The following is a 9,526-nucleotide window of genomic DNA, read 5'->3' on the forward strand; positions in this document are numbered from 1 at the left end:
CCTGTCTCGCGCACTATTAATTATTCATTATTAACTATTAATTGCATCACTCCGTCTCCGCTGGAGGACGGGTGCCGATGACCACGTCCACGGACAGGGGCTGACGGTTGCGGATCACTTCCAGGGTCACCTTGTCATCAGGCTTCATGCCGGCGATGCGGTTCATGGCTTCGTAGCCGTCGGCCATCACGTCGCCGTCGATTCCCACCAGCACGTCGCCGGGCTGGAGGCCGCCTTTATGGGCAGGGCTGTCGACCACCACTTCTGTGACCACGCCTCCGCGTACGTCTTCCATGCCAAAGGTGTCCGCCAGTGACGGAGTCATGTCTTGCACGGTGACGCCCAGGTAGCCACGAATCACCCGGCCATGCTCGATCAGGTCACTCATCACTTCCTTGGCAATGGAGGCGGGGGTGGCGAAGCCGATGCCTTGCCAGCTGCCGTCCGCAGACAGGATGGCGGTGTTGATGCCGATCAGGTGGCCGCGGGTATCAATCAGCGCGCCGCCGGAGTTGCCCCGGTTAATGGCCGCGTCGGTCTGGATAAAGTTCTCAAAGGTGGCGATGCCCAGGTGGCTGCGGCCGGTGGCACTGACGATGCCCATGGATACTGTCTGACCCACACCCAGCGGGTTGCCGATGGCGAGCACCACATCGCCCACCTGCACCGGGCCGTTACCGTTCAGCTCGACTTCGGGTAAATCTTCCAGGGCAACATGCAGCAGTGCCAGGTCGGTTTCCGGGTCCGTGCCCACCACCCGGGCGGGGGCGTCCCGGCCATCACGCAGGGCCACCAGAATTTCATCCGCATCGCGGATGACGTGATAACTGGTCAGCACATAGCCGCCGTCGTCGACAATTACCCCGGAGCCCAGGCTGCTCAGGGCGCGTTCACGGCGGGGTTGTTCCATAAAGCGGTTGAACAGCGGGTCTTCGGCCACGTCCTCGTTGGTGATGATCTGGGTGGTGTAGATGTTCACCACCGCTGGGGCCGCATGGTTTACCGCGCCGGCATAGCTGGCGACGCCGGTGTCATGCTGTGCGGGCTCAGCGTTGGGGCCCCACTGGTACCACCACAGGGCGACAAGGCCGACGGCCAGGCCGGTAATCACCGGGCCGGCCAGAAAACGAAGCAGTTTGATCACCGGTAATGCCCCCGTTTATGCGGTTCCCCTTTTTCGTCAGAGCCTGGTGAAGGGCCTCTGGCGAGACAAGTGAGGGGTCTGATAGGTAAACTGCGCGCAATAGTAGAACCTGTGAATGGTGATTGCTACCACCGGTTGGCTGTGGCAAATGGTCGCACGCCAGCCATTGCCATGCTCTCGGCAACGCCCTGCGAAGGCCCGCGTTGCAACGATTACGCGCCTAGGGTACATCACTCTGGCGAGTGGCAGGGTTGGCGCAGAGATCAGCCTTCACGGGTTTTGCGACCACATTCATCATGTCCGACCTGCCGGAAGGTGCCATGCTCAAGCGCGATTACATGTTGTCTCTGCTCGACCAGGAACTGGCCACGGACCGGTTTCAGGATTACTGCCCCAATGGTTTGCAGGTGGAAGGCCGCGAGCAGATTCATCGGGTGGTGTCCGGCGTGACGGCCTGTCAGGCCTTGATTGACGCGGCCATCGTGGAAGAAGCCGATGCCATTCTGGTCCACCACGGCTATTTCTGGAAAGGGGAAAGCCAGCAGATCCGGGGCATGAAGAAGCAACGGCTGCAGACTCTGTTGCGCCATGACATCAACTTGTTTGCCTATCACCTGCCGCTGGATGCTCACCCCACACTGGGCAATAATGCCCAGTTGGCGCTTCGTCTGGGCCTGACCACCGAAGGCGGGCTGGATGATTCGCCCCGGCCCATCGGCAATGTGGGGCGACTGGACAGCCCCATGAGTGCGTCAGAATTCGCCGCCCATGTGGAAGCGGTATTGGGCCGGACGCCCTTGCATATCGGCGATCCCGGCGACGAAATTGAAACGGTCGGCTGGTGTACCGGCGGGGCCCAGGGCTTTATCGAAAAGGCCCAGGCCAAAGGCGTGGATGCCTACCTGAGCGGCGAAATTTCCGAACCGACCACCCATTTTGCCCGGGAAACCGGCATGCACTATTTCGCCTGTGGCCACCATGCCACCGAGCGTTATGGCGCCATGGCGCTGGGCCAGTGGCTCAGCGATCATTACGGCATTGAGCATACCTTTATTGATATCGATAACCCGGCCTGAACCGGGAGTAGTACGAGGGTTTCCTGTCTGATGAAAGTCACTGTGATTTACAACCCGACTGCCGGTGGCGGTCGGGAGGCGTTGCTCTGCCGTTTTGTGGCTGAGCTGGAGCGCCAGGGAGCCAGCGTGCGCCTGTATTACACCAAAGGCCCCAACGACGCTACGAACTACCTCAATGGGCTCTCGGACCAAGGCGATTGTGTCGTCGCCGTGGGCGGAGATGGCACTACCAACGAAGTGCTCAACGGCTTGGCTGGCGGCGTGGCGCTGGGCGTGTTTGCCACCGGCACCGCGAATGTACTGGCCAAAGAGCTGGGGTTGCCGAAAAAACCGGAGCAGGCCGCGCAGGTGGTAGTGAAGGGCAAAAGCGTGTCTGTGACGCCGGCCCGCCTGAATGGCCGGCGGTTTATCATGATGTGCGGCATTGGCTATGACGCCTGGGTGGTCAACGGGGTCAACCTGGGCATCAAGGAGCGTTTCGGCAAACTGGCTTATGTGCTATCCATGCTTGGCCAGGTTGGCCGTTATGGTCAGCGCCACTATCGGGTGGAGGTGGATGGCCGGCCACTGGATTGTTTCTCCGCCATTATCACCAATGGCCGCCATTACGGTGGCAGCTTCGTGTTGAGTAACGAGGCCAATATCCTGCGCCCACAGGTGCAGGTGCTGTTATTCCAGAAGCCCGGCGTGCGGTTTTTACTGCGTTGCCTGGTTGCCCTGTTGTTCGGGCGCATGGAGCGGATGGATGGCGTGGCCAGCCTGCGAGCCCAGCGGGTGTATATCCGCTGTGAGAACGGTGAAGAGCCGATTCAGGCAGACGGCGATCCGGCGGGTAACTTGCCGGCGGAGATTGAAGTGGAAGACGCGCCGGTGCCCATGCGGGTGGCTACCCTGTTTGATTCATAGGGTTTTGCCACAAGCCTTGAAAGGCCGCCCAGGCCATGGGGTTTGACGTCAGGCATCCGGCGTCGAGCGTTTGGCAAAGTGCGGAGTGTTCACGATAAGCCAGTCAAACGGCGAGAAACGTGTTATTCACGCCAAGATGTGATGAACCATAAAAAAGCCCGCATCAGCGCAATGCTGTTCACTTAGGGGAAGCAGCGCTGCGCGAACATCTTCGTCATGCGAGCATGACTTCCCACCAATCCCGAAGTTTGAGGGGGGGAGCGATGTTTACATCGCGAAGGCTTCAGGTCTGGCACAGAACCTTAAGTGAACGGTATTACCGCATCAGCGGGCTTTTTTATGGTTGCTCGGCCATCAGCCGGGTTTCTTGTCATCTGCGGCGTCGTCATCTCCCTCGGCATAATCCCGGGGCGGCTCGACCACGGTGTCGGGGATCGGGTTATCGGCCACGTCCACTGGCGCAAAGGGGCCGGTGGGTTTTTGCTGCAGGCCAAAGTCTTCCGAGAGCGTGCCCTTGGCGCTGGGGGCATAATCCAGTGGTGGCGCCATGGGTTCGCTATTCTCCTTGTCCGGTGCGGAATCCAGGGATTTGGCCACGGCCCGTTTGCGGCCCACTTCAGAGCAGAGTACCTGGGCGCCCTTGGACAAATGCTCATGCACGGAGCGATACGCCTGGGTCATATCGTTGACCAGATCAGCGGTCTGCAGAAAATGATCGTCTACCTTGTCCCGATAATGATTCAGTGCCTGACGGGCCTCGTCACGGTCACGAATCAGTTGGCCGGCTTGCCGCCGTGCCGGTAACAACCAGAAAAGCAGTCCTGCACCTACCACCACGCCGGCAGCAAAGCACAGCACCCCAGTTGTCAGCATATCCATGGCATACTCCTGTAAGGTATCGCCAAGACGCTGGCGATAACGCTGAGGCTATTGCAGCACAGAGCTGCTCAGCCGCCAAGGGTGAAAGGCGTAACAGGATGCGATAGGAGTAGAAAATGGCAGCACAACGGCAAACCTTATCCGGTCCAGCCGGGCAGCTGGAGGTCGTCGTGGAACAGGGTAGTGATACGCCGCCGTTTGTGGCCATTGTTTGCCACCCCCACCCCCTGTTTGGTGGCACCATGGACAACAAGGTGGTGACAACCCTGGCTCGGCTGGCCCGGGATAAAGGGGCCGTGGTGGTGCGCTTCAATTTCCGGGGTGTGGGTGAAAGCCAGGGGGCCTATAGTGATGGCATCGGCGAAACCGAGGATCTGCTGGCTATCCACAGTTGGCTGACACACCAGTATCCGCAATTGCCGCTGTGGTTGTCGGGGTTTTCCTTTGGCAGTTTTGTGGCGGCGCGCGGGGCGGAAATTCTCACGGCCAACGGTATGCCCGCCCGGGAACTGCTGCTGGTGGCGCCGCCAGTGCACCATTACCCGTTTGACGAGATTGAAAATACCGGCTGTCCGGTGACCGTGGTGCAGGGTGAGGACGATGAAGTGGTGCCGGCGGAGCAGGTGTTTCGCTGGGCAGAGCAAACATCCCTTGCCCCCGATCTGGTCCGTTTCCCGGATTGCGGCCATTTTTTCCACGGCAAGCTGGTGGACCTGAAGGAGGTTGCGGCCAGCCACCTGCCCGGCTAGCTTTGCCCTGCGAGTGGATTTTCCCCGGATGGTTGTCAGCTGGCGGCCCCGGCGCTACATTGGCCCGCCCTTGCCGGGCCTGTTTCAGGCCCTGAGCCGGTTTCAACTACATAGTGGCAGGTCCGCGACCCATGACCCCTCTTGAGCAATACAAGGCCGACCTTCAGCGCGATGACTTTTTCCAGGACCCGGCCCAGGAGCGGGCCGTCGCGGCGCTGGACGACCTCTACCATCGTTTGCTGGCAGAGCCATCGTCAGGCGGTTTGTTCGGGCGCTTCCGCAAGCCCCGCCCGCAGATGGGTCTGTATATGTGGGGTGGCGTGGGCCGTGGCAAAACCTACCTGATGGATGTGTTTTTCCAGACTCTGCCGTTCAAGGAAAAGCGCCGCATGCACTTTCACCGTTTTATGCAGAAAGTGCACCGGGAAATGCGTGAACGCCAGGGCGAAAAAAATCCGCTGATCAGCATCGCCCGCAAATTTGCCAGTCAGGCCCGGGTGCTGTGTTTTGATGAATTCTTTGTCACCGACATTACCGACGCCATGATACTGGCTGGCTTGATGCAGGAGCTGTTTGCCAATGGGGTGACCCTGGTGGCCACCTCCAATATCGAGCCGGATGGCCTGTACAAGGATGGCCTGCAACGGGCCCGTTTTCTCCCTGCCATTGATTTGCTGAAAGAGCACACCCAGGTGCTGAACGTGGACGGCGGCAATGACTACCGCCTGCGTCTGCTGGAGCAGGCCGAGCTATATCACTGCCCCCTGGGGAAAGGGGCTGATACCTTTCTGCAGGAACGATTCCAGGCCCTGGAGCCGGATCACTCCCGCCACCGGGATCGTGGCAATGTGCTGATTGAGGGCCGCAAAATTGCTACCGTCGTCTGCGCGGACGATGTGGTCTGGTTTGAGTTCAAGGAACTGTGCGATGGGCCGCGCAGCCAGACTGATTACATCGAAATTGCCCGGGAGTTCCATACTGTGCTGTTGGCCAATGTGGAGCAGATGGGCGCAGGCAAGGACGACATGGCCCGGCGCTTTATCAACCTGGTGGATGAATTCTACGACCGTGCCGTCAAACTGGTGGTCGCCGCCGAGGTGCCCATCGAAGATATCTATGCCGGTGGACGGCTGGATTTCGAATTTGAGCGCACCCGTTCCCGCTTGCAAGAGATGCAATCCTCCGAATATCTGGGCCGTGAACACCGGGCCTGATCCGTTTCCGACAACAGCGTCATTGGCCAGGTTTCACAGATGAGCAAGGGCCTGAGCGTTTCGGTCATTGCCCGATGACCGCCACAGTGAACATTATGGGGCATTCTGTGCCCCTGCCAGTCCGGCGTTGGGGCCACTCCCGATAACCTGATGCCGGAGAGCATGATGATTCCCCGTACGCTGTTTAGTTCTGACCACGAAACCTTCCGCGATACCGTACGCAAATTCCTGGAAAACGAAGCCGTTCCCTTCAATGAAGAATGGGAGCAGCAGGGCGTTGTGCCTAAAGAGGTATGGTTAAAAGCGGGCGAGCAGGGTTTTCTGTGCCCCATGGTGAGTGAAGAATACGGCGGTATCGGCGCTGATTTCCTCTACAGCGTGGTGATCAGTGAAGAGATTGCCAAACTGGGCCTCACCGGCATTGGCTGGGGGCTGCATACAGAAATTGTGGCGCCTTACATTGAGAACAATGGCTCTGAAGTATTGAAACAGAAATACCTGCCGAAGATGGTCACCGGTGAAATGATTGGAGCCATCGCCATGACCGAGCCCGGCGCGGGCTCCGACCTGCAAGGCGTGAAAACCACCGCGGTGAAAGACGGCGATCACTACGTGCTGAACGGCTCCAAGACCTTCATCACCAATGGCCAGAATGCGGACATCGTGATTGTAGTGGCCAAAACCGATCCCACCAAAGGCGCCAAGGGCATCAGCCTGTTTGTGGTGGAAACCGATTCCGAGGGGTTCGAGAAAGGCAAGAACCTGAAGAAAGTGGGCATGAAGGCCCAGGACACCTCCGAGCTGTTTTTCCAGGACGTGCGCGTACCGGCAGAAAACCTGCTGGGTGAAGAAGGCATGGGCTTTATTTACCTGATGAAGGAATTGCCCCAGGAGCGTCTCGGTATTTCCATTGGTGGTCTGGCCATGGCCGAGTCTGCGCTGGCGCACACCATCGAATACGTGAAGGAAAGAAAGGCCTTCGGTAAACCGATCGCCGGTTTCCAGAACACCCAGTTCAAGATTGCCGAGATGCACACCAAGCTTGAAGTGGCTCGCACCTATGTGGACCGCTGTCTGGAACTGCACCTGAAGAAAGAACTGGATATTCCTACCGCAGCGGCGGGCAAATACTACATTACCGACCTGCAGTGCGAAGTGATCGACGAGTGCCTGCAGCTGCACGGTGGTTATGGCTACATGTGGGAATACCCGATCGCCCGTATGTTCGCCGACTCCCGTGTACAGCGGATTTACGGTGGCACCAACGAGATCATGAAAACCATTGTTGCCAAGGCGGTGCTGGCGGATTGATGCCACCCGGACGGTAAACAAAAGGGCTGCTTCGGCAGCCCTTTTTTTGTGGGCGTAATTTTACAAAGTGACAGTTTCTAGTGTGAAAGTATGAGGATTTTACGGGTCTTGCTGTTATTCGCCTAAGTTGTGTATAAGTGAAGTCAGATCGAGGAATGATCTTGCGTGTACGCTAATAATTTTAGGAAGAGGGAGAGCAGCAATGAAAAAAACAGGTGCGTTACTTATTGGTTCCGCTCTGGGGCTGGTTACCGGCCAGACCATGGCCAGTGGTTTTGGTGTGTCGTATCAATCCGTCTCTGCGATGGGTACCGCGTATGCGGGTGCAGGCGTTTTGAGTGAGAATGCCTCCAACCAATGGTACAACCCGGCGACACTGGCTGGCTTGAAAAAGACTGAATTGTCGGTGGCGGTGCATCAAGTTTGGGTGGATACCCATTTTGAGGCTGACGCCTCTACAACAGGTTTTAGCAATGGGCCAGGTGATATGGAAGATGTGGAGCCATTCATCGGCAGTGGTTTTCTGGCTGTACCGATAAGCGAAACGATGACTTTCGGTTTTTCGGTGACGGCACCTTTTGGCACCAAGGTGGAATATGAGGATAACTGGGGTAATGGTTTGTCTCCAGTTGGTCCGTTCTCTGGTGATTTTTATTCTACGGAATCTGATCTTCAAACCATTAATTTGAACCCTTCACTAGGTATCCAGCTGACCGATAATTTGAATGTGGGTATTGGTGTTAGTTACCAGACATTGGATGCGGATATCGAAAACGCCGCTACTCGTCTGGAAGGTGATGATGACGCTTATGGCTGGAATTTGGGGCTGACGTATAGCCCGGATGATAATAATCATTTCGGGGTGGCGTACCGTTCCAGTATTGATTATGAAGTTGAGGGGGATATCACCTTCAAAACGGCGGGCCCAATAGCAGGTCCTCATTCTGGCTCCACAGATGTGGAATTGCCTGCGTCTTTGCAGCTTTCCTATGCGGGTGATCTTTCTGATCGCACCCAGATTTTGCTGGGTGTCGAGTGGATGGAATGGAGCAGTCTGGATGAGTTGGTGATTGACCACGCGGGGCCGGCCCCCTTACCGAACCCTGCGGTTGAAGCGTTTGATTGGGAAAATACCGCGCGTTACTCTCTGGGGCTGCGTCATGGCCTGAGTGAGTCTACTGTTCTACGCTTCGGTGTGGCGATGGAAGAGTCTACGCAAGGAACCAATAATCGTTCTGCAATTTCTCCGGATTCCGAGAAAGTTTGGGCGACAATAGGGGCCGGTTTTGAGCCAATGGAAAATATGTTGATCGATGTCGCTTATGCCCATGTTTTTGTTGATGATGCAGACATTAACAGAGCTGATGCCTCTCGGGCTCCTGCGGTTTTAAATGGCACTTATGAGCTGGATGCTGATGTTATCGGTGCCCAGTTGAGTTATCGATTCTAAACCAAATGCAATAGTGAAAGCAGAAAAGCGAACCTTCGGGTTCGCTTTTTTTTGGTTTTTATTTTCCTTGAAAAAGAAGCGTGAGCGGCACAATGAGATTTTCGTGGCCAGGATTGTTTTTATCGTGTCGATGAAGCGGCAATGCGGTTCAGGCAGGCTTTGTATCGCGTGGCCAGCGTCTTCATCATGCAAGCATGAATTCCCACAAATGCCTGACGTTTGCGGGTGGGGCGGCGAGGTATAGCGAAGTCGCGCCGGTTTGACTAGTTGCCGGTTTACGCGAATCACTTTGGTGGTGGTATGCTGCCAGGGAACAGCCAGATGGATCACAGGGGCAAGGAATGAAAAGAATCGCGTTGGTAGGCACGGCATGTCTGTTATCTCTGCCGGCGTTGGCAGAAATCCCCAATAGCTACCGGGCGGAGCGCTGGGAAGGCAGTTTTCGTGTGATTGGCCTTGAGGGGCAGTCATTCACGGGGGATGGTGGGTCCAAAGCGAAGGTGGATGATGATATCGGGTTTGGTTTCGATATGGCCTATAACCTGGATGAAAAGCTGTCGCTGGGGTTTGCCCTGGAGTGGGTGGATACGGATTTCCGAACCACCACGCAGCCGGTGGCCGGGGGCAGCGCCTTTGATGGCCGTGGCGACCTGGAAATGACCACCATGAACGTGAACGGCACTTACCACTTTTTCCGCAAGGCGCTAACGCCCTATGTGCATGGTGCGATGGGGGCCACTTACCTGGATACCAATGTGCCCACTGGGCCGTCGACGCCGGTGTGCTGGTGGGATCCG

9 protein-coding genes are annotated in these 9,526 nt (G+C 57.1%); 7 read left to right on the forward strand and 2 right to left on the reverse strand.

The window, feature by feature from the left end:
* Positions 1 to 46: 46 nt before the first annotated feature.
* Positions 47 to 1,144 (reverse strand): trypsin-like peptidase domain-containing protein, encoded by a 1,098-nt coding sequence (locus A3730_RS12805; protein ID WP_063538185.1) that lies wholly within the window; start codon positions 1,142 to 1,144, stop codon positions 47 to 49.
* Between the two features lie 320 nt (positions 1,145 to 1,464).
* Between A3730_RS12805 and A3730_RS12810 the strand changes: the two genes are divergently transcribed.
* Positions 1,465 to 2,220: a Nif3-like dinuclear metal center hexameric protein gene (locus tag A3730_RS12810; RefSeq protein ID WP_063520432.1), complete on the forward strand. Its 756-nt coding sequence runs from the start codon at positions 1,465 to 1,467 to the stop codon at positions 2,218 to 2,220.
* 30 nt (positions 2,221 to 2,250) lie between these two features.
* Positions 2,251 to 3,126, forward strand: coding sequence for a diacylglycerol kinase family protein (locus A3730_RS12815; RefSeq protein ID WP_063538187.1), 876 nt, complete (start codon positions 2,251 to 2,253; stop codon positions 3,124 to 3,126).
* A 354-nt stretch (positions 3,127 to 3,480) separates the two neighbouring features.
* Here the strand turns inward: A3730_RS12815 and A3730_RS12820 are convergent, their stop codons facing one another.
* Positions 3,481 to 4,005 carry a YhcB family protein gene (locus A3730_RS12820; protein ID WP_063519931.1) on the reverse strand — a complete coding sequence of 175 codons (525 nt, stop codon included), beginning with the start codon at positions 4,003 to 4,005 and terminating at the stop codon, positions 3,481 to 3,483.
* A 116-nt stretch (positions 4,006 to 4,121) separates the two neighbouring features.
* Between A3730_RS12820 and A3730_RS12825 the strand changes: the two genes are divergently transcribed.
* From A3730_RS12825 to A3730_RS12845, 5 genes are all read left to right on the forward strand, one after another.
* A complete protein-coding gene (locus tag A3730_RS12825) occupies positions 4,122 to 4,754 on the forward strand; it encodes an alpha/beta hydrolase (protein ID WP_063519932.1) in 633 nt (210 codons plus the stop codon).
* A 131-nt stretch (positions 4,755 to 4,885) separates the two neighbouring features.
* A complete protein-coding gene (zapE, locus tag A3730_RS12830; RefSeq protein WP_063519933.1) occupies positions 4,886 to 5,968 on the forward strand; it encodes a cell division protein ZapE in 1,083 nt (360 codons plus the stop codon).
* Between the two features lie 165 nt (positions 5,969 to 6,133).
* Positions 6,134 to 7,279: an acyl-CoA dehydrogenase family protein gene (locus A3730_RS12835; RefSeq protein ID WP_063538189.1), complete on the forward strand. Its 1,146-nt coding sequence runs from the start codon at positions 6,134 to 6,136 to the stop codon at positions 7,277 to 7,279.
* Between the two features lie 202 nt (positions 7,280 to 7,481).
* Positions 7,482 to 8,729 carry an OmpP1/FadL family transporter gene (locus A3730_RS12840; RefSeq protein ID WP_063519935.1) on the forward strand — a complete coding sequence of 416 codons (1,248 nt, stop codon included), beginning with the start codon at positions 7,482 to 7,484 and terminating at the stop codon, positions 8,727 to 8,729.
* A gap of 341 nt (positions 8,730 to 9,070) precedes the next feature.
* Positions 9,071 to 9,526 (forward strand): hypothetical protein (locus tag A3730_RS12845; protein WP_063538191.1); only part of this gene is annotated, 456 nt, incomplete at its 3' end.

It is taken from the genome of Alcanivorax sp. HI0044, from assembly GCF_001634945.1.

What these genes read in the sequence shown, in the direction of transcription:
- A3730_RS12810 (WP_063520432.1), top strand. Translation starts at nt 1,465, where the DNA reads ATGCTCAAGCGCGATTACATGTTGTCTCTGCTCGACCAGGAACTGGCC.
- A3730_RS12815 (WP_063538187.1), top strand. Translation starts at nt 2,251, where the DNA reads ATGAAAGTCACTGTGATTTACAACCCGACTGCCGGTGGCGGTCGGGAG.
- A3730_RS12820 (WP_063519931.1), bottom strand. Translation starts at nt 4,005, where the DNA reads ATGGATATGCTGACAACTGGGGTGCTGTGCTTTGCTGCCGGCGTGGTG.
- A3730_RS12825 (WP_063519932.1), top strand. Translation starts at nt 4,122, where the DNA reads ATGGCAGCACAACGGCAAACCTTATCCGGTCCAGCCGGGCAGCTGGAG.
- zapE (WP_063519933.1), top strand. Translation starts at nt 4,886, where the DNA reads ATGACCCCTCTTGAGCAATACAAGGCCGACCTTCAGCGCGATGACTTT.
- A3730_RS12835 (WP_063538189.1), top strand. Translation starts at nt 6,134, where the DNA reads ATGATTCCCCGTACGCTGTTTAGTTCTGACCACGAAACCTTCCGCGAT.
- A3730_RS12840 (WP_063519935.1), top strand. Translation starts at nt 7,482, where the DNA reads ATGAAAAAAACAGGTGCGTTACTTATTGGTTCCGCTCTGGGGCTGGTT.